This is a genomic window from Gordonia sp. KTR9 (assembly GCF_000143885.2).
Classification (GTDB): Bacteria; Actinomycetota; Actinomycetes; order Mycobacteriales; family Mycobacteriaceae; genus Gordonia.
Genome location: NC_018581.1, coordinates 4,173,304 through 4,193,963 on the forward strand (window position 1 = coordinate 4,173,304; position 20,660 = coordinate 4,193,963).

The 20,660-nt window shown below is 69.7% G+C and carries 11 protein-coding genes; 6 read left to right on the forward strand and 5 right to left on the reverse strand.

What is annotated here, in order from left to right; all coding sequences use genetic code 11:
• Positions 1-10 precede the first annotated feature (10 nt).
• Entirely contained in the window at positions 11-151 is a 141-nt protein-coding gene (locus tag KTR9_RS27635) for a hypothetical protein (RefSeq protein ID WP_014927829.1), read from the reverse strand.
• A gap of 284 nt (positions 152-435) precedes the next feature.
• On the opposite strand from KTR9_RS27635, the gene KTR9_RS19660 reads away from it, so the two are divergent.
• On the forward strand, positions 436-1,857 hold the full coding sequence (locus KTR9_RS19660) for an AIM24 family protein (RefSeq protein WP_014927830.1): 1,422 nt from the start codon (positions 436-438) through the stop codon (positions 1,855-1,857).
• An 81-nt stretch (positions 1,858-1,938) separates the two neighbouring features.
• Positions 1,939-2,391: an SRPBCC family protein gene (locus KTR9_RS19665; protein ID WP_044508132.1), complete on the forward strand. Its 453-nt coding sequence runs from the start codon at positions 1,939-1,941 to the stop codon at positions 2,389-2,391.
• A gap of 105 nt (positions 2,392-2,496) precedes the next feature.
• On the opposite strand, the gene KTR9_RS19670 is transcribed toward KTR9_RS19665, so the two are convergent.
• The 4 genes from KTR9_RS19670 to rplN are packed head-to-tail and all read right to left on the reverse strand — an operon-like array spanning position 2,497 to position 3,951.
• The gene (locus KTR9_RS19670) at positions 2,497-2,682 is read right to left on the reverse strand and encodes a type Z 30S ribosomal protein S14 (protein WP_005197641.1); all 186 of its coding nucleotides are present in this window, start codon (positions 2,680-2,682) and stop codon (positions 2,497-2,499) included.
• A gap of 1 nt (position 2,683) precedes the next feature.
• The gene (gene rplE / locus KTR9_RS19675; RefSeq protein WP_010842239.1) at positions 2,684-3,262 is read right to left on the reverse strand and encodes a 50S ribosomal protein L5; all 579 of its coding nucleotides are present in this window, start codon (positions 3,260-3,262) and stop codon (positions 2,684-2,686) included.
• 1 nt (position 3,263) lies between these two features.
• On the reverse strand, positions 3,264-3,581 hold the full coding sequence (rplX, locus tag KTR9_RS19680; protein ID WP_005197643.1) for a 50S ribosomal protein L24: 318 nt from the start codon (positions 3,579-3,581) through the stop codon (positions 3,264-3,266).
• A 1-nt stretch (position 3,582) separates the two neighbouring features.
• Positions 3,583-3,951 (reverse strand): 50S ribosomal protein L14, encoded by a 369-nt coding sequence (rplN, locus tag KTR9_RS19685; protein ID WP_004019493.1) that lies wholly within the window; start codon positions 3,949-3,951, stop codon positions 3,583-3,585.
• Between the two features lie 598 nt (positions 3,952-4,549).
• Between rplN and KTR9_RS19690 the strand changes: the two genes are divergently transcribed.
• From KTR9_RS19690 to KTR9_RS19705, 4 genes are read left to right on the forward strand one after another with little or no spacing between them, the layout of a single operon-like run.
• Positions 4,550-18,367 carry a non-ribosomal peptide synthetase gene (locus KTR9_RS19690; protein ID WP_044507138.1) on the forward strand — a complete coding sequence of 4,606 codons (13,818 nt, stop codon included), beginning with the start codon at positions 4,550-4,552 and terminating at the stop codon, positions 18,365-18,367.
• The gene (locus KTR9_RS19695) at positions 18,364-18,621 is read left to right on the forward strand and encodes an MbtH family protein (protein ID WP_010842241.1); all 258 of its coding nucleotides are present in this window, start codon (positions 18,364-18,366) and stop codon (positions 18,619-18,621) included. Before KTR9_RS19690 ends, KTR9_RS19695 begins: the two co-directional genes overlap by 4 nt.
• Positions 18,599-19,849: an ABC transporter ATP-binding protein gene (locus KTR9_RS19700; RefSeq protein ID WP_014927834.1), complete on the forward strand. Its 1,251-nt coding sequence runs from the start codon at positions 18,599-18,601 to the stop codon at positions 19,847-19,849. Before KTR9_RS19695 ends, KTR9_RS19700 begins: the two co-directional genes overlap by 23 nt.
• A complete protein-coding gene (locus KTR9_RS19705; RefSeq protein ID WP_010842243.1) occupies positions 19,839-20,621 on the forward strand; it encodes an ABC transporter permease in 783 nt (260 codons plus the stop codon). The genes KTR9_RS19700 and KTR9_RS19705 overlap by 11 nt, the downstream gene beginning before the upstream one ends.
• The last annotated feature ends 39 nt before the right edge of the window (positions 20,622-20,660 follow it).

Here is a 20,660-nt window from a genome sequence, read left to right on the forward strand (position 1 = left end):
CGACGCGCACTCAGGGCGAGGGACGCCGGGTGTCATATCCCGCGCGATAAGGCATGCGCCCCCGATCATCCCGGACGGTGACGATCAGGGTGCGGGTGACGACGGCGAGCAGGATGATCCCGCTGACGATGGCAAGGACCAGTGCGGTCATGGCGACCCTCCTGACGCTCGAACACGGTGTGCCGGCGGTTCATTCGCCGATCACGTGATGGTGGAGGATGCCGGCGGGCATCCGTGGACTCGATTGCCCGCTCATGGTGTCGCGACGGCGCCTGCCGGCGCCACTGGTTTTTTCTCGGGGTGCATCTACTCGGACGACAGTCGGCGGGGCGACGGTGGCGACACGAACCACAAACGTCGGTCCGGACCGAGGCGGGCGTCCCAGCCTTGTGTCGATCGACCAGCAGGCACCCCGACATGAGAAGAGTTGGCACAATGGACACCGTGCTCACGCTGACCGCCGGAGAGAACCGTCCACTGCCCTCGCCGGCGGTGACCGTCTCGGTGCGTTCGGCATCGCCGGTCAACACCTCGGCGATCCTGCTGACCGACGCCGGGCGGGTCCGCTCCGATGCCGACCTCATCTTCTACAACCAGCCCGCCGGACCCGGCGTCGGCTATCGCTCCGAGGGCTCCGCCGACATCGTCTCCATCGACACCGCTGCCCTGCCCCGTGAGATCGCGCGGGTGGTCGTGGCCGCGAGCCTCGACGGCACGGGACCCACCAGTTTCGCCACCGCCGGTGCGCTCACCGCTACGGTGACCGGCGGAGGCACCGACCTCACCTTCAGCCCCGCCGGCCTCACGAGCGAAGCGGCGGTCGTGTGTCTGGAGATCTATCGTCGCAACGACGTCTGGAAGGTACGAGCCGTCGGACAGGGTTACGACTCCGGTCTCGCCGGACTGGCGACAGCCTTCGGCATAACCGTCGACGACGAGCCCGCTCCACCACCTCCGCCCGGCCAACCCCCGCGCGTGACCGATCCGCAACCGTGGCCGCCTCCGACGGCAGCGCCTGCGACCGCGCCACCTTCGACGCCCGGACCGCAGGCGTCGCAATGGAATTCACCGTCCACACCGCCGCCTCCGGTCACCGCCCAACCACAGGGAGTCCCCATGCACAGCGATCTGTTCGCGCCGTCCCACGCCGAGGTCACCGGGCAGGGGATCCAGAAGCAGGGCAGCAAGATGTGTCGGGTCGGACTCTCCGGTGAGGTGATGGCCCGGACCGGCTCGATGGTGGCCTATCAGGGAAACCTGAAGTTCGAGGCGCTCGGCTCCGGCGGGCTCGGCCGGATGATGCGTCAGGCGGTGACCGGTGAGGGCGTCCCGCTGATGAAGGTCACCGGGCAGGGCGACCTGTTCCTCGCCGACGCCGCGTCGGACGTGCACCTCATCGACCTCGACGGGTCCGACGGCCTCACCATCAACGGCGCCAACGTGCTCGCGTTCGACTCGTCGCTCTCCTACGACATCGCCCGCGTGCAGGGGGCCGGGGCGATGAGCAACGCCGGCCTGTTCAACTGCGTGTTCACCGGTCGCGGCCGGATCGCCATCACCACCGACGGCACCCCGGTCGTCCTGAACGTCGACGCCGCGACCTACGCCGACCCGCAGGCCGCGGTCGCGTGGTCGTCGAGCCTGCGCACGTCGGTGAAGTCCAACGACTCGTTCAACCTGGGCACCCTCATGGGTCGGAGCACCGGCGAGCGGTTCACCCTCGAGTTCTCCGGGCGCGGTTTCGTCGTCGTCCAGCCGTCCGAACTGCCGCCCGGCGGATTCGTCGGCGGCACCGGTGGCGGAGGCTCTGCGGGGTCCGGCGCCGGCGGCATGCTGGGCGGCATCCTCGGCCGCTGACCGACCAGGATTTCGTAGCGAAAATCGGTGCTATACACCATCTTTCGCTACCGAATCCGACGGGAGGGTAACGTCGACACCATGCCCGAAGCCAGTGCGACCGTCCTCGTCCGACAGCCCCTCGCCACCGTGTGGGAGTACTGCCTGATCCCCGAACACGTCGCGGCGCTGACGCCCGGCGTGATCGGCGTCGAGACCGTCACCGACGGGCCGGTCACGGTCGGGACCGTCTGGCGCGGCCAGATGAAGGGGCTCGGCCGCGCCGTCGACTGGACCGGCGAGTTCACGCGGGTGGATGCGCACACGGCCACCGAGTTCTCCTCCACGGAGTCACCGCTCGAGTTCGCCATCTCTGCCACGTTCGCGGAGGTCCGCCGCGGCGTCGAACTGACCTACCGCATCCGCAACGCAGGCGTCGGCGGGGCTGTCGGGAAGCTCGCCGACGCGCTGGCGATCCGCGCGTATCAGCGGTCGCTCTCCGCGAACGCGAAGAAGCTTCCGCGCCTCGTCGACGAATGGGCCGCGACCCGCTGACAGCAACAGCCCCACTTCGCGTGAGCGAGGTGGGGCTGTTGCTGAATCGGCAGCTGGAATGCGCGCTATGAGCGCATTGATGCTACGAAATCCGAGGGGTGAAAGTCACCAGCTGGACTTCTGCACACCCGGCAGCTCGCCGGCGTGTGCCATTTCGCGCAGGCAGATACGGCACAAGCCGAACTTGCGGAACACCGAGTGCGGACGACCGCACTTGTTGCACCGGGTGTAGCCCCGCACGGCGAACTTGGGCTTCTTGTTGGCCTTGTTGACCAGAGCCTTCTTTGCCATGTCAGTTGTCCTTAACGTTGTTGTCCTTGAACGGGAAGCCCAGGGCACGCAGCAGCGCGCGGCCTTCCTCGTCCGTGGTGGCCGACGTCACGACGGTGATGTCCATACCGCGGGGCCGGTCGATGTTGTCGATGTTGATCTCGTGGAACATCGACTGCTCGTTTAGGCCGAACGTGTAGTTGCCGTTGCCGTCGAACTGACGGTCCGACAGGCCGCGGAAGTCGCGGATACGCGGGAGCGCGATGGACACGAGGCGGTCCAGGAACTCCCACATACGGTCGCCGCGCAGCGTGGCGCGGGCACCGATCGGCATGCCCTCACGCAGCTTGAACTGTGCGATGGACTTGCGTGCCCGGCGGATCTCCGGACGCTGACCGGTGATCTTGGCCAGATCCTCGACGGCGCCGTTGATCAGCTTCGCGTCACGGGCGGCGTCGCCGACGCCCATGTTCACGACGACCTTCACGACGCCCGGGATCAGCATCACGTTGGGGTAGTCGAACTCTTTGTTCAGCGTGTCCTTGATCTCCTCGCGGTAGCGAGTCTTCAGGCGCGGCTGGATCTTCTCAGAAGTGGTCATGTCAGATGTCCTTCCCGCTCTTGCGCGAGATCCGGACCTTCTTGCCCGTTTCTTCGTCGACGCGGTAGCCGACGCGGGTCGGGTTGCCGTCGGAATCCACGACCATCACGTTCGAGACGTGGATCGAGGCTTCCTGGGTCACGATGCCGCCGGAGGAGGCACCGCGCTCGTTGGCCGACGCGGCGGTGTGCTTCTTGATTCGGTTGACGCCCTCGACGAGAACTCGCTGCGTCTTCGGGAAGGCCTGGATGACCTTGCCCTTGGCGCCCTTGTCCTTGCCCGAGATGACGATCACGGTGTCACCCTTGTGAACCTTCATGTCAGATCACCTCCGGTGCCAGCGACACGATCTTCATGAACTTCTTCTCGCGCAGCTCGCGGCCGACCGGGCCGAAGATGCGGGTACCGCGGGGGTCGCTCTCACCCTTGAGGATGACGGCGGCGTTCTCGTCGAAGCGGATGTAACTTCCGTCCGCACGACGGCGCTCCTTGGTGGTGCGCACGATGACGGCCTTGACGACCTCACCCTTTTTGACGTTGCCGCCCGGGATGGCGTCCTTGACAGTGGCGACGATGACGTCGCCAATGCCGGCGTAGCGCCGCGAGGAACCGCCGAGCACGCGGATGCACAAGATCTCCTTGGCACCGGTGTTGTCGGCGACTCGCAGGCGGGATTCCTGCTGAATCACTCGTTAGTCTCCTTGACCTGGCTTCTTATGTACGGCGGATTTCCGACCCGACGCACACGGTCTGTTGCCATCGAACACACGCCTGCCTGGGGTTTTGGCCAGACTGTGACACCTGGACCGTCCGCCCCAGTGGGTTCGTGAGCCGATTCGCGACACATCGGTGCCGCAGGCAACCCCACAAGTGTAGGGGAATGCCCAGGTCCGGGCCAAATCGATGCCCCTGCCATCGGCCCCGGGTTTCGGATGGCGCCGGGCCGGGAAAGTTTTTTCGGTCACTGACCAATCTGCGGTGCACCGCCACGCGAAGCACCCATGAGACGAGATCGACCAAAGATACAAGCCCGCCCGGCGCAACCAGCGCGCGCCGGGAGGGAGCGAAACACGGGGGGCGTGTCAGCACCGGGGGTATCTCGGCTGCCGATCGTGAGCCGAACGATCACCAGGCTCCCCGGCTCCGCAGTTCAGTCCGACAACCGCGGGCCTGACGGCGAGTTCACGACTCCGGGCCACCCGCCCCGAGTTCGTGGACCGGAGTTCGAAACCCACTCACATCCGGGTTCGACGCTGCCGTGCGGGCGCACTCACAGGGGAGGCACGCGTGACCACAGACGACGCGGTCCGGAACACCATTGCTACCGACATCGACACCGGCCTGACGATCCCGATGACAGCCGCACAGCGCGGCATCTTCTACGCCCAGCAACTCGAGCCGGACGTGCCGATGACCATCGACGCGTACGTCGAATTCCGCGGCGACACATCGGGTCCGCGGGCCGGGGACGGTGCCGACCCCCTCGTGGACGTCGATCCGGACATCATGCAGCGGGCGGTCACGCTGACCGAGCGCGAGACCGAAGCCCCCATGCTGAGGCTCATCCCCACCGACGACGGCGAACCGCTGATGGTGATCGACCGGTCGCAGGGCGTGGTGCTCGGACGTCAGGACTTCTCCGACGCGGCGGACCCGCGCGCGGCTGCACTGGCCTGGATCGATCGCAGACGAAGCGCCAGTTCAGACGTGTTCGCCGATCGGATCCTCGAGACCCATCTGCTCAAAATCGGCCCGGGACACTCGATCTGGTACTGCCACGGGCACCACATCGGCTTCGACGGTTATGCCGCGATGTACATGATGTTGCGCGTCGCCGCGCACTACACGGCGATCGTGAACGGAACCCCTCCCCCGATCGCGGACACCGCGTCGATGCTCGACATCGCCGAGTTCGACCGTGAGTACCGCGCGTCGTCCAAGTTCGTCGAGGACCGTGAGCACTGGGCGTCGCATCTGGCCGACATGCCCGAAATGACTACTCTCACCAACCTTTCGGCATCCGCCGCCCCGCTGTCGGACGTTCGCTCGGCGGTCCTCGACGACACGCTCGTCGCCCGCATCCGCGAGCTGGGCCGCACCCACCGGGTACGGCCTGCCTCGGTCATCACCGCCGCCGTCGCCGCCTACGTCGCGCGGTACACCGACCGCGACGAAGCGATGTTGAGTCTCCCGGTCGCGGCTCGCGATCGCGATGTCCTCCGCACCTCGGCGGGTCTGACCTCCAACGTCATCCCGCTGCGCATCGCGCTCGGCGACGACACGGCCACGCTGGCCGATCTGCTGAGATCGGCCAACTCCGAGATCAAGGTCGCCGTCCGGCACCAGAAGTTCCGGCATGAGGACATCACCTCTCAGATCCTCGGGGCGGCCGGCGCGCGACGAGGATTCTTCGGCCCGCTCGTCAACGTCATGCTGTTCTTCCAGCACATCGACTTCGGCCCGCTGGAAGGCGAACTGCACGTCCTGTCCACCGGCCCGATCGAGGACCTGTCGGTCAACGTCTACGACAGCCTCGACGGCGGCATGACCCTGGACCTCGAGGCGAACCCGAACATCTACCCGGCCGAGGAGATCACCACCCATCACCGGCGCCTGGTGGACTTCGTGACGGCGTTCGTCAGCGCACCGGACGACACGAGGGTCTCGCACCTGCACGTTCTCACCGACGCCGAGCGCGCGACGCTCCCCGAGCACATGACCGGGGAACAGGTCGACCACGGCGACACAACGCTCGTCGACCTGCTCGACGGGGGAGCCGCCGCCCACCCCGACGCCACCGCGGTGACCGATGCACAGGATGGGCACTCGCTCACCCATCGCGAGTTCGCCCGCGCAGCAACACAGATCGCTGCGGCGCTCACGCGTCGCGGGATCGGCCCCGAGAGCGTCGTCGGTGTCCAACTGCACCGCAGCACCGACCAGGTCCTGGCTCTGCACGCCGTCATCCGTGCCGGCGCCGCGTTCCTGCCGATCGACCCGGCCGAACCCGCCGATCGCCTCGGCCACATTCTCGAGGTGGCCTCGCCCGATCTCGTCATCACCGACGCGGTGCTCGCCGACCTGCGCGCCGACGAGGACGCCGATGGGGCCGCTCCGGCGCGCCCGGGTCCCGACGCGGCCGCATATGTGCTGTTCACCTCGGGCTCCACCGGAAAGCCCAAGGGCGTGGTCATCACCCACCGCGCCATCGTCAACCGCCTCGCGTGGATGCAGTCCCGCTATGCACTCGACGCCGATGATCGGGTGCTGCAGAAGACCCCGTCCACCTTCGACGTGTCGGTGTGGGAGTTCTTCTGGCCCTTCACCACCGGCGCCGCGCTCGTCGTGCCGAGTGCCGACGGACACCGCGACCCGTGGTACCTGCGCGACGTGATCGCCGAACACCGCGTCACCACCGTGCACTTCGTCCCCTCGATGCTGGCCGCCTTCACCGCGGCTCTCGACACCGACGACTCCTCGATGCTGGCGAGCCTGCGTCAGATCTTCACCAGCGGTGAGGCTCTGACGCCCTCGACCGTCGGCGCCACGGCGACGCTGACCGCCGCGCCGATCCACAACCTCTACGGTCCCACCGAAGCCGCGATCGATGTCACCCATCACGACGACTGCCGCGCGGACCTCTCGGTGATCCCCATCGGTTCCCCGGTGTGGAACACCAGCGTCCACGTGCTCGACCACCGCCTGCGGCCGCAGCCGCCCGGCGCGATCGGCGAACTCTATCTCGGCGGTGTCCAGCTGGCCCGCGGCTACCGGTCACGCGCGGACCTGACCGCGTCGCGTTTCGTCGCCTCGCCCGAGACCCCGGGCGAACGGCTCTACCGCACCGGCGATCTCGTCCGCCTGAACGCCACGGGCGAGCTGGAGTACCTCGGCCGCACCGACTCCCAGGTGAAGATCCGCGGCCAGCGCGTCGAGCTGGGTGAGATCGAATCGACGCTCAGTGCCCTCGACGACGTCACCGCCGCCGGCGTGGTGATCCGCGACGACCTGGTCGCCGGCGAAGCCGCGATCGTCGGCTACGTCACCGGCACCGGACTCGCCGACCGTGACCTGCGTGCCGAACTCCGCACCGCGCTACCGGATCACATGATCCCCACCGCGATCATGGTCCTCGACTCCCTGCCCACCACCGCCAACGGCAAGCTCGACCGCCGCGCCCTGCCCCGGCCGGACCTACGGACCCACCGCGAGTTCGCGCCCGCCCGTACCGCGCTCGAACGCCTCGTCGTCACCACCGTCGCCGATGTGCTGGATCTGGAGGACGACGCATCCGGCCGCCGGTCCGGGCGTTCCCCGCATGCCGGGTCGGCGTCGGTCTCGCTGAGCGACAACTTCTTCGAGATCGGCGGATCGTCGCTGTCGGCCACGCGGATGGCGTCGCGCCTGTCCCGGGCGACCGGCAACCGGATCGGGATCCGCACGGTGTTCGACGCCGACGACCTCGCCGGCATCGTCGCCACGCTCACCGACCTCGGCGTCGACTCCGACCATCCGGCCGCCACGGGTCCCACCGGGGCCGACGACACCGCCGGCCGGACCGCATCCGGAGCCGTGCCGCTGTCCCCCGCCCAGCACCGCCTGTGGCTGGCGACCCGACTGGACCCGGCGTCCGCGGCCACCTACAACATGCCGTTCACCGTCCGCTTCGTCGGCGCCCTCGACACCGATGCGCTCCGCGCGGCGCTCGTCGACGTGGTCCGCCGACACGAGCCGCTGCGCAGCGTCGTCGCCGAGATCGACGGTGTGGCATGCATCTCCGCGGCCGATCCGGATACGGTCGACGTCGACCTGCCGGTCCTCGCGACCGCCGACATCGCGCAGTGCCCGGATCGCGACTTCGCCTCGATCCCCTTCGACCTGGCCGCCGAGATCCCCGTTCGCGCGCGCCTCGTCCGCACCGCCGACGACGATCACCGCCTGACGATGGTCGTCCATCACATCGCGGCCGACGGCTGGTCGCTGGCACCCCTCGCCGGTGACCTGGCCACCGCCTATCGAGCACGTCGCGACGGGAACGAGCCCACCTGGGCCGAACTGCCGGTCACCTACTCGCAGACCAGCGCCGCGCGTCACGCCTGGCTCGACGAGAGTCCCCACGCCGCGGCCGAACTCGACTTCTGGCGGAGCACGCTCGACGGGTCGCCGGGCGAGACCGAACTGCCCCTCGACCGGCCCCGGACCCGGGACTCCGAGGTCACCGGCCGGTCCGGCTCGTCGGTGACGTCGACGATCGACACCGACACCTACGGCGCGATCCGGACCGTCGCCGCCGATGCCGACGCCACCGTGTTCATGGTGCTCCACGCATCGGTCGCGCTCCTGCTGCGATCCCTCGCGCAGACCTCCGATGTCATCGTCGGCACACCGGTGTCCGGGCGCGGCGAGGCCGACCTCGACGACCTCGTCGGCATGTTCGTCAACACGCTCGCGTTGCGCACCGACGTCGACAAGGACTTGCCGTTCGCGGATCTGGTCGCCCGGGTGCGGGACACCGACCTGAACGCGTTCGACAACGCCGACATGCCGTTCGACCGTCTCGTGACGGAGCTGAACCCGGTCCGTTCGGGCAACGTCCACCCGTTCTTCCAGGTGTCGCTGGCCCTGGAGGACCGCTCCGCGATCCGCCTCGACTTCGCCGGGCTCGCGGCGACCGCGTCCCGTGTGGACACCGGCCGCACCACCTTCGACCTGCAGTTCACCTTCACCGAGGTGCGCGGGGCGACCGGCGAACCGACCGGACTCACCCTCGAGATCGGTTATGCCACCGCACTGTTCGACCGGGACACGGTGGCCGGGCTGGGCTCGCGCCTGATCCGTCTGCTCGACGCCGCGACCGCCGACCCGGGCACACCCGTCGGCGACCTGCCCGTCCTCGACCTGCACGAGCGTCTCGACCTCGTGCCGGCCGTCGGCGAGGGCAGCCGCCCCGTGGAGCACCTGACGCGGCTGCTGTCCGCGGCCGCGGAGTCCTCGCCGCACCGCATCGCGGTCACCGACGGCACCCGGTCGCTGACCTATCGAGAGCTCGACGCGGCGTCGAACCGGCTCGCGCGGTTGCTCATCGAGGGCGGGGCCGGTCCCGAACGTCATGTGGCCGTGGCCCTCCCGCGTGGCGTGGAGTGGATGACCACGATGTGGGCGATCGCCCGCACCGGCGCAGCCTGGGTCCCGGTCGATCCCGCCTACCCGGCGGCTCGCATCGAACACATGCTGACCGACTCGGGGACGCAGCTGCTCGTCACCGACAGCGCGTCCGATCCACGCGCCGGCGGCGAGATCACGACCGTCGTGCTCGACGACCCGGCCACCCGCGACCGCATCGACGCCGAATCGCCCGCCCCCGTGGCCGATTCGGACCGCCTCGGTGTCCTCGACGTCGACCAGCCCGCCTACCTGATCTACACCTCCGGCACCACCGGCACACCGAAGGGCGTGGTGGTCAGCCACCGCGGACTCGCCGACTTCGGCGCGCAGCAGGTCACCCAGTACGGGATCACCCCCCGGAGCCGGACGATGCACATGGCCTCGCCGAGCTTCGACGCGTCGGTGCTGGAGATCCTGATGGCCGTCTCCGCCGGGTCGACGATGCACATCGTCCCGCCGGGAATAGTCGGCGGCGCCGAGCTCGCCGAGCTCATGCGCGAGGCGCGGATCACGCACGCGTTCCTGACCCCGTCGGTGTTGACGACCATGTCCCCGGACGACGTCCCCGACCTGGAGGCTCTCGTCATCGGCGGCGAGCACCCGAACTCCGAGGTGGTGCGCACCTGGTCGAGCGGCCCGCAGCTGTTCAACGCCTACGGTCCCACCGAGACCACCGTCGTCGCCGCGGTGTCGTCGCCGATCAGCCCCGACTACACGACGCTCACGATCGGCCGGCCCATCCGCGGCATCTCCGCGGTGGTGCTCGACGAGCGCCTGCGCCCGGTGGCCCCCGGCGCGATCGGCGAGTTGTACATCGCCGGTGAGCATCTCGCCCGCGGTTACCACGGTGTCCGGCCCTTGACGTCGAAGCGGTTCATCGCCAACCCGTACGGCGATCCCGGTGAGCGGATGTACCGCACCGGGGACCTCGTGCGCTGGACCCCCGACCACGAACTCGAGTTCCGCGGGCGCGCCGACCACCAGACCAAGATCCGCGGGCATCGCATCGAACTCGGTGAGATCGATGCCGCCCTCGTCGCCGACGATGCTGTCCGTGCCGCCGTCACCACCACGCACGGCGAAGGCGACCGCGCGCATCTCGTGTCGTACGTGACGGTCACCGACGGCGAGCACGGTCAGGCCGCGGCGGTGCGGGACCGGTTGGCGCAACGGCTCCCTCGGCACATGATCCCGTCCGCCATCATCGAACTCGACGAGATCCCCACGACCCCGATCGGCAAGGTCGACCTCCGGGCACTGCCGGCGCCGGAAGCCGCGTCGGTCGGCGGAGACGTCGCGTTCGTCGCGCCGCGAACCCCGATCGAGCGGGCCGTCGCCGACCTCATCGCCGAGCGTCTCGAGCTCGAACCCGGCACCATCGGGCGCGATCACGACTTCTTCGATCTCGGCGGCAACTCGCTGCTGGCCACCCAGATCGTCGGCGCGCTCGAGAACCTCACCGGGCGTCGCATCCCCGTCCGCGAGGTCTTCGACCACTCGACCGTCGCCGGCATCGCCCGGCTCGGCGGCACCGACACGGGCGACACATCTGTCGTCGAAACGCGCACCCTGCCCGACCTGCGGCACGATCCGGACCGCCCGGCCCATCCCGGGCCCGCCCAGCAGCAGTTGTGGTTCCTCAACCAGCTCGCGGCCGGTTCCGACGCCGGTGAACGCCGCGTGGAGGTCGAGAACAGCTCGCCGACCGCCGATTACGCCATCGCCTTCGCTCTGGATCTCCGCGGCGACCTCGACGTGGCAGCGCTGTCCGGCGCACTCCGGTACGCCGTCGGACGCCACGAGATGCTGCGCACGGTCTACCCCGAACACGACGGACGACCCGTCCTCGACGTGCGTCCCGTCGACGAGGCGCACACCGACCTCACCGTCGCCGAGACGACCGCGACCGACTGGCCGGAGCTCGCGCAGGCGCTGGCCCGCCGTCCGTTCGACCTCACCGCCGACGTGCCGCTGCGGGTCGCCCTGCACCGGATCGACGGCGACGCGGCACACCACAAGCTGACCCTCGTCATCCACCACATCGCCGCCGACGGCTGGTCGATGGTGCCGCTGCACCGCGACATCACCCGCGCGTACGCCGAGCTGCATACCGCCGCCGAGAACGGCACCGAACCCACGGTCACCACCACCCCCGGGGCCCTGGACTACCGTGACTACCTGCGCTGGCAGGCGCAGTACCTCGACACCCGGCCGGATCTGGCCGAGCGGTGGCGAGAGGACCTCGACGGCCTCGATGTCGGACCGATCCTCGTACCCGACGCACCGGCCGGGGTGGCCCGGACCGCGGGTGTCGTCGAGGTCGAGTTCGACGCCGGGCTGCGCAACCGCCTCAGCGCCCTGGGCAACGGCCGGGCGACCGAGTTCATGTGCGTGCACGCGGTGTTCGCCGCCCTGCTGCACCGGCTGAATGCCGACCCCCAGGTGCACGTCGCCGGCTCGGCATCGGACATCGTCATCGGCACCCCGGTCGCCGGACGCGCCGACCCCCGCCTGGCCGAGATCGTCGGCATGTTCGTGAACTCCGTCGTCCTCCGGACCCCGGTCGACGGGAGTCAGGGGTTCGCGACATTACTCGACTCCGTCCGCAACCGTGATCTCGAAGCACTCTCGGCCGCCGACATGCCGTTCGAGCAGATCGTCTCGATGCTCAATCCGCCTCGTACGGACCGGCATCCGGTCTTCCAGATCGCCCTGGCCTTCGACGCCGGAGTCTCCGACACCCTCGAGCCGGACCACACCAGAGTGGACCTGCCCGGCCTGCAGATCGTCGCCGAGGAGATCGACACCGAGGGTGTGCGATTCGACCTCGAGCTGCGAATCCGCAACGGGCGCGCGCGGTTCACCTATGCGACCGACGTCCACAGTTCCGAGCGTGTCACCGAACTGGCCCGGATGTTCGTCGACCTCGCGCGTACGGTCGCCGCGGACCCGTCCACACCTCTCGACGACCTCGCCGTCGGCGACGATCTCGCGAACACCATCGACGCCGATGTCCACGACGACCGGACCGTCGAGCCGAGACACCTCGCCGACATCATCGCCGACACCGTCATCGATCACTCCGATCGAGTCGCCATCGAGGACGGCGACCGCACCCTCACCTACGCCGAGATCGACCAGATCTCCGCTCGCTGGGCCCGCGTGCTGCGCGATCTCGGGGTCGGACCTGAGGACGTGATCGCGATCGCCGTCGATCGCAGCCTGGAGTCGGTGATCGCCACATGGGCGGTGGCCAAGTCCGGTGCCGCCGCCCTGCCGGTCGACATGCGCTACCCGGCCGAACGGATCGCGCACATGATCGCCGATTCCGGGGCCATCCTGGGCATCAGCGGCTCCGATCACCGCCGCGATGTGCCGCACGACATCTGGTGGCTCACCCCGCAGGACCTGTGCACGAGCGAGCGCTCGGCGTTGGGTTCCCCGGTGCGGCACCCGGATTCGGTCGCCTACATCGTCTACACCTCGGGATCCACCGGAAAACCCAAGGGCGTCAGCGTGACCCATCGCGGCCTGGCCGCGTTCGCGGCGAGCCAGCGGGAACGGTACGAGGTCGGCCCCGGTGACCGCACCCTGCTGTTCGCCTCGCCCTCGTTCGACGCATCGATGCTGGAGTTCCTCCTCGCGGTCGAGTCCGGCGCGACGATGGTGGTCGCGCCGACCACGATCTACGGCGGAGACGAACTCGTCGAGTTCCTCGACGAACGGGAGGTGACCCACGCGTTCATCACCCCGTCGGCGCTCGCCGCCGCCGCGCCGCATCCGCTGCCCCACCTGCGGACCCTGGGTGTGGGCGGCGAGGCGAGCACCCCGGAGCTGGTGGCGCGCTGGGGAACCGGCCGACGCTACATCAACTGCTACGGACCCACCGAGACGACCATCGTCGCCGCGATGTCGACGCCACTGCACCCGGGTGACCCGATCACCATCGGCACACCGGTCCACGAGTGCACCGCACTCGTCCTCGACCACCGGCTGCGCCCGCTGCCCGACCACGTCCCCGGCGAGCTCTACCTCGCCGGACCGGGAGTGGCACGCGGCTACCTGGGCCGGCGGAGCCTGACCGCCGGACGATTCGTGGCGTCCCCGGTCGGCCGCGGGTCCGTCATGTACCGCACCGGCGACATCGTCCACCGCGATGCCGCGGGCGCGCTGACCTACCACGGACGCAGCGACAACCAGGTGAAGGTTCGCGGTTTCCGCATCGAACTCGACGAGGTGAGCGCCGCGCTGGCGGCCGTCGACGGAGTCGACTTCGCCACCACCGTCGTCCGCGGCGAGAGCGCATCGGCCACCCTGGTCGGATACGTCACCAGCTCGGGCGGGACCCTGGACACCGCAACGGTTCTCGAGGACATGCGCCGCAGGCTCCCCCGCCACATGGTCCCGTCCGCGATCGTCGTGCTGGACGAGATCCCGTTGACCGGCAACGGCAAGCTCGACCGCCGGGCGCTGCCGGAACCCTCGGCGAGCAGCATCTCGTCCGCCGGCCGCGCGCCGCGGACCGACGCCGAGACCGCGCTGGTCGAGATCGTCGCCGACGTGCTCGGGCTCGCCCCTGACGAGGTGGGGGCCACCGACGACTTCTTCCTGCTGGGCGGCACTTCGCTGCAGGCGACGACGCTGGTCAGCCGGATCAACCGGGCGTCGATCGACGGCCGGCTCCGCGTCCGGGACGTGTTCGACAACCCGACCGCCGAGGCGCTCGCCGGCCTCATCAGCCTGCCCGAGGACTGGGAAGCCACCGCCGACGACGCGACCGGCCGCCCGGTCCGACGGGACGCGTTCCCGCTCGCACCGGTCCAGCGCCGCCTGTGGTCGCTGGCGGTCGCCGACCCCGCGTCGACCGAATACCTCATGCCCTTCGTCCTGCGACTCGCCGGCGACGTCGACGTCGACTCCCTCCGAGGGGCACTGACCGATGTCGTCGCACGGCACACGAGCCTGCGGACGGTCTTCGAGGCCGCGGACGGCACCCCGTCCGGCCGGGTGCTCGACGACCCCGAGGCCGTCGTCGGCGCGCTGACCCCGGTCGCTCCCGCGGACACGGACGCTCTCATGAGCGAGATCGCGCGTCTCGCATCGACGCCGATCGACCCGACCACCGAGGCCCCGCTCCGGGCGTCCCTCCTCGTCGAGCCCGGCACCCGGGACGACGATCCCGCGCATGTCCTGATGCTCGTCGTGCACCACATCGCGGCCGACGGCGCGTCGCTGCCGATCCTCGTCGGCGACCTGGCCCAGGCCTACCGCGAACGACGCGCCGGCCGCGCCGAGCCCTGGGCGGCAGCCGAACTCGACTACCGCGACCACGCCGTCGAGAGTGCGGCAGCGCCCGCGGCCGGAGAAGAGCTGGGGTTCTGGACCGAGCACCTCGCGGGTGCGCCCGCCGAGAGCACGGTCGAACCGGTGACCGGTGGGCGACGCGAATCCGGCGCCCGGTCGGTGAGCCTCAAGCTTCCGGCACACACCAGGGCGGGCCTGACCGCCTTCGCCCGGGAGCAGTCGACGACTCCGTTCTCCGTCATGCACACCGCGCTCGCGATCCTGCTGCACCGCCTCGGGGTCGGTGACGATCTGGTGATCGGCAGCCCCGTCGACAACCGCACCGGGATGGCCGGCGTCGACCGCGACTACAGCGGCGTGGTCGGCATGTTCGTGAACATGGTGCCGCTGCGGAGCCACCTGCGCAGCGCGGAGACCGTCGCCGCGCTCGTCCGCCGTACCCGCGACTCCGACATCGACGCCCTCGATCACCGGGGCGTGCCGTTCGACGACGTGGTGTCCGCGCTCAATCCCGAACGCGCACACGGACGCCACCCGATCTTCCAGGTGGCGCTGTCGGTGCACGACTTCGCCGGCGGCGCACCGACGCCGGTCGGCAGCGCGGACTCCCTCGCCGGGGCCGCCGTCCCGATGGACGCCGGACTCCTCGCCGAGGTGGCCGAATTCGATTCACTCGCAGCCAAGTTCGACCTGCAGTTCACCGTCACCGGCCTGGGTGCCACCGATGCCGACACCGACGCCGCCGTCCAGATCACCTATGACGCCGCCCGATACGGCCACGACGACGCCCAGATGCTGGGGACACGTCTGATGCGTGTGCTGCGCGGGATGCTCGGCGATCCCGGGCGCGCGATCGGCGACATCCGCATCACCGACCCACTCGAGGTCGCCGAACGCACCCCCGCTCTGGGCCCGCGCGGCCAGGCGCCGACGACGCTGGACGTGCTGATCGCCGACGCCGTGCGACGTCACCCGGACGGACTCGCCGTCATCGGGCAGCCCACCGGGGACGGCGACGCCCCCGAGACACTCACGTATGCCGAACTCGACGCCCGCTCGAACCGGCTGGCCCGGGTGCTGCTCGGCCGCGGGGTCGGCGCCTACGCACGGACGGACGACGAGCCGGGAACCGTGGGTCCCGACGTCCGGTCGTCCCGGGAGCCGGTGGTCGCGATGGCGATCAGCCGTTCCATCGATTCCCTGGTGGCGATCTGGGCGATCGTGAAGGCCGGCGCCGCGTATGTCCCGATCGACCCGGAGTATCCCGCCGATCGGATCGCGCACATGCTCGACGACAGCGGCGCGCAGCTGCTCGTGACGACGTCGTCCGCCTGGGAACGCATCCGGGAGAGCTCGGCCGGAGACGACGTACCGACCCTGGTCCTCGACGCGGCGCCGACCCGGACCCGGATGAAGCATTCGTCGCCGGCACCGATCACCGACGCCGAGCGGGAGTCGACGATCCGTCCGGATCAGTTGGCGTACATCATCTACACATCGGGGTCGACCGGTAAGCCCAAGGGCGTGCTGGTCCCGCACAGCGGCTTGCGTGCCGTGCACGACGAGCTCGCCGAGCGCATGAATCCCGGACCCACGTCACGCGTGTTGCACTTCGCCTCACCGAGTTTCGATGCCTCGGTGCTGGAAATGCTCCTCGCGTTGGCCGGTTCGTCGGCGCTGACCATCGTGGAACCGTACGTCTACGGCGGTACCGCGCTCAGCGACGTGATCAGTGCGCGCCAGGCGACGCATGCGTTCATCACCCCCGCCGCGGTCGCCAGCATGGATCCCGCCGCTGTGCCGTCCCTGCGCGCTCTCGCAGTCGGTGGCGAGGCCTACGGGGCCGATCTCGTGCGGCGCTGGTCGCCAGGTCGCACGATGATCAACGTCTACGGCCCCACCGAGACGACGATCATCACGACCGGCAGCCGTTCGCTGACCCCGAACACCCCGCTGACCATCGGCACGCCCAACAACGGCGTCGGCGCGCTCGTCCTCGACGATCGACTGCACCCGGTGCCGCCCGGCGTCACCGGGGACCTGTACCTGACGGGTGTCCAGCTCACGCGCGGTTATCACCGTCGACCCGGGCTCACCGCCGTGCGTTTCGTCCCGGCTCCGATGGTCACCGGACCGCGGTTCGCCGGGCAGCGGATGTACCGCACCGGAGACCTGGTCCGCTGGACCGCCGACGGGCAGCTCGCCTACGTCGGCCGCAGTGACACCCAGGTCCAGGTCCGCGGGTTCCGCATCGAACTGGGTGAGATCGACGACGCGCTCGCCGCCGAACCCGACGTCGACTTCGCCGTCACGCTGGTGGACGGCACCGGAACCGCGGCGATCCTGCGCAGCTACGTGACCGCGACCCGCGGGTCCGATCCGGACCCCGCGGATCTGCGGCGCCGGGTGGCGCGTCGTCTGCCGCGGCACATGGTGCCCGTGTCGGTCTCCGTGCTCGACGACATCCCGCTGACCCCGACCGGCAAACTCGACCGCGCGGCGCTGCCGACGCCGGCCGTGTCCGCCTCGGGGAGAGCGCCGGCACCCGGGACCGAGGCGACCGTCGCCCGCGTCTTCGCCGAGGTCCTCGAGGTCGACATCGACGCCGTCGGCGCCGACGACGGGTTCTTCGACCTGGGCGGCAACTCACTGATGGCCACCGCGGTGACCAGCAGACTGACCGAACTCACCGGGCACCACGTCGCGGCGCAGACGCTGTTCGGGGCTCCGAGTCCCGCCGAACTCGCCGACCTGCTCGACGGGGAGGCGGATCCGAACCGGACCGACGGTCCGTCGACGTCGGGCCTCGACACACTGCTGCCGCTGCGCCGCGTCCCGGAGAACGCCGGAAACGACGCTCCCGCACCACTGTTCGTGGTGCATCCGGCGATCGGCCTGTCCTGGAGCTTCACCTCGCTGCTTCCCCACCTGCCCGCCGACCGCGCGGTCTACGGCCTGCAGCATCCGGCGCTGGCCGGCGACCCGTGCCCGCGCACGATCGCCGACCTCGCCGAGGTCTACGTCGCGCGCTTGCGCACGGTCGCACCCGAGGGGCCCTACCACCTGCTCGGCTGGTCGCTGGGCGGGTTGATCGCCCACGAGATGGCCGTTCAGCTGCAGGAGGCCGGCGAGACCGTCGAGCAGCTCGTCCTGCTCGACAGCTATGTCGTCGCCGAACGGCCCGACCTCGACACCGAGGCGTCGATCGCGGAGCTGATGCGCGAGTTCGGACTCGACGTCCCCGACGACGTCACCCCGGACGGCGACTCCGCCGAACCCACGGTCGCCGACGCGTTCCGGATCATCTCCGCCGCGGGCGGAGCACTCGGCGGTCTGTCCGAGGAGACCCTCACCACCGTCCACGAGGTGTTCCGGCACGCGTCACCGCTGGCGCGGAACTGGCAGCCCCGCGTCTTCGACGGTGACCTCACCTTCGTCACCGCGACCGTGGACGCCCACGACGGTCCACCCGCCGCCGCCGGCTGGCACACCAAGGTCACCGGTCGCGTGGTCGAGATCGAGGCCAGCAGTACCCACGCGCGGATGTTGCTGCCGGAGAACGTCTCCGAGTGGATGACCGCAATCGAGGCTGGCCCGGGCACACCGGGAATCGCAGCACAGGAGGAGGAATCATGACGAACCCGTTCGACGACACCGAGGGGACCTTTCGCGTCCTCGTCAATCACGAGAACCAGCATTCCCTGTGGCCGGACTTCGCCCCCGTTCCCGACGGCTGGCGCGTCGTGTTCGGTCCGTCGGGTCACGACGAGTGCCTGGAGTACGTCGAGGAGAACTGGCGAGACATGAGGCCCGCCAGTCTGATCCGGTCGATGGAACGTTCACAGAACACTGAAAGGGAGGTCACACATGGGGCGGCACAGTATGGCTGACACGACCTCGGCGGACACCGCATCGCCGGCCACGACTCCCGGCGGAATGTCCACCGACACGGTCACCCCCGCGCCGAACGCCCTCGAACTGCGCGGCCTACGAAAGACATTCCGCACCGGCCTGTTCGGCCGTGGCCGCCGCGTTCACGCCCTCGACGGCCTGGACCTCACGGTGCCCGCGGGCACCGTGCACGCGCTGCTCGGACCCAACGGGGCGGGCAAGACCACGACCGTCCGCGCCGTGGCGACCCTGATGAAGCCCGACGAGGGCACCGTCGTCGTCGACGGGGTCGACGCCATCGCCGATCCCGGTGCCGCCCGCAAGATCATCGGCGTCTCCGGCCAGTACGCGGCCGTCGACGGGAACCTGACCGGTTTCGAGAACCTGCGGATGGTCGGGCAGCTCTACGGACTGTCGCGGGCCGAGGCCTCCGGGCGGGCGCGCGAACTGATCGCCGACCTCGCGCTCCAGGACGCGGCCGACCGACCGATGCGCACCTACTCCGGCGGCATGCGCCGGCGGCTCGACCTCGCCGGTGCCCTCATCAACCGGCCGTCACTGGTGATCCTCGACGAGCCGACCACCGGGCTGGATCCGCGAGGTCGCCGACAGATGTGGGAGGTCATCACCGAACAGGTCGCGGGCGGTGCGACCGTACTGCTGACGACGCAGTACCTCGAAGAGGCCGATGCGCTGGCGGACGAGATCACCGTCATCGACCACGGCAGCATCCGGGCACAGGGCAGCGCCGCCGCTCTCAAGGCCTCCACCGGCGCCTCGATCCTCACCATCGAGGTGCGTTCGGACGACGGCCACCACGACGAGCTGGTCGCCACCACACTCGCCGAGGTCGGACTCGGGATGCCCGAACGACTCGACGACCCGGACCGCACCGACGCACCCCTCGCCGAGCAGACGGCTGCCGGAGTCACGAAGTGGTCGGTACCGGTCGACGAGGGAACGCGCAGCGCGGTCTCCGCCGTCCGGGCACTGGATGCCGTCGGCATCGACGTCGTCGACGCCACCGTCGCGACCCCGACCCTCGACGACGTGTTCCTGGCGCTCACGGAGCGGAACACGCAGGCGAGCGACGGCAGCGGTGACCGCGGTGCCGGAGCACAGGCGACGGCCGACGCCGACACCACCGTCATCCCGAAGGTGTCCGACGCCGATCCCGACCTCTCCCACGCCCCGACGACCCGATCGGATCGACTCCATGCTCACTGACACCGCAGTACTGGTCGAGCGGAACCTGCTCACCGTCAAGCGAATTCCCACACTGCTCATCAGTGCCACCATCCAGCCGCTGATGTTCGTGTTCCTGTTCGCCTACGTCTTCGGCGCGACCTTCGGCGGGGGCTCCTACCGCGAATTCCTGATGGCCGGCATCTTCACCCAGACCGTGGTGTTCAACGCGGCCTTCACCACCGTCGGTCTGGCGAACGACACCTCCGACGGCATCGTCGACCGGCTGCGGTCGCTGCCGATGTCCCGGCTGGGCGTCATCAGCGGTCGGGTCACCTCCGACATGCTCCTGGGCGTGGTCGGTCTCGCGGTGATGGTCGCCTGCGGCCTGGCGATCGGATGGCGCGTGTACGGCAGCGCGGGCGACGCCGCCCTCGCCTTCGGCATCATCGGCCTGTTCGCGCTCGCCATGGCGTGGGTGGGTGCGGTGACCGGGCTCGCGGCGCCGAATGTCGAAGCCGCGCAGAGCATCGGCTTCCTGTGGATGTTCCCCGTCACCTTCCTGTCGAGCGCCTTCATCTCCGCCCAGAGCCTGCCCGGGCCGTTGCGTGCGATCGCCGAGTGGAATCCGGTGACCGCAGTGGCGACCGCCTCCCGGCAGCTCTTCGGCAACGAGGCGCCCCCGACCTTCCCCGAGGCCACCGGATGGGTCGCCGACCACGCGGTCGGCTACTCGGTGGGTTCGGCCCTGGTCATACTGGCGGTGTGCATACCTGCCTCGCTCATCCTGTACCGCCGCTCCGCGAATCGATGACCTCCGAGTCAGCGCTGTGCGAATTCACGATCGGCATAC